The sequence below is a fragment of the Membranihabitans maritimus genome (genome assembly GCF_021729145.1).
Taxonomy (GTDB): Bacteria; Bacteroidota; Bacteroidia; order Chitinophagales; family Saprospiraceae; genus Membranihabitans; species Membranihabitans maritimus.
On sequence record NZ_JAJSLW010000068.1, the window covers coordinates 1 to 615 of the forward strand.

General features: G+C 38.9%; 1 protein-coding gene. It reads left to right on the forward strand.

The features are described 5' to 3' along the window. The first annotated feature begins 260 nt into the window (after positions 1 to 260). Positions 261 to 599, forward strand: a complete 339-nt coding sequence (locus LVD47_RS23340; protein ID WP_236981132.1) for a hypothetical protein — start codon at positions 261 to 263, stop codon at positions 597 to 599. The last annotated feature ends 16 nt before the right edge of the window (positions 600 to 615 follow it).

The following is a 615-nucleotide window of genomic DNA, read 5'->3' on the forward strand; positions in this document are numbered from 1 at the left end:
TTATTCATTTTCTTTGCGTGCCCAAAGAAAACGAAACAAAAGAAAGGGCACTTTTTCAAAGGCATTTTTTGCTTTCCCCTAAGCAAAAACCGTATCAAAAAAGCTAAATTTTCTCCAAGGTTTCAAAAATTCTTAACGCTTTTTTGCTACATATGCTGTTGAAAAAGAAGAGAGTCGAGTAAAGGTTATAACTTGTTCTTCTCCATCGGACTGACGTTAAATCACTAAATTTGAGGGAGGTTCAAAAATAAATATCGAGCATGAAAGTAATTATCGTGACTTCCCCGGGCTTCCGGGACCGGGAACTATTGTATAAAAAGTGTGACTACTATTTGTCCAAAGAAATGCACAATAGCATTATTTACAAGGATGAAATAGTGGAAGAGAATATTGTTCACGATTATATTCGTGAAAGAGGATTTTCGATTATCGTAGCGGACACCCAATTCCAGCATGAAGACCTGACCGACCAATACAGGGACTGGATCGGCCGGGCTGATGGTATCATAGCCTTCTGGGACGGGGAAGATAATAATCTCCTTAATCTCATCACCCTGGCCCGGGAACTGAAAATCAAAGGGAGAGTGATCAAATACTGAAAAATGAGTATCTTAA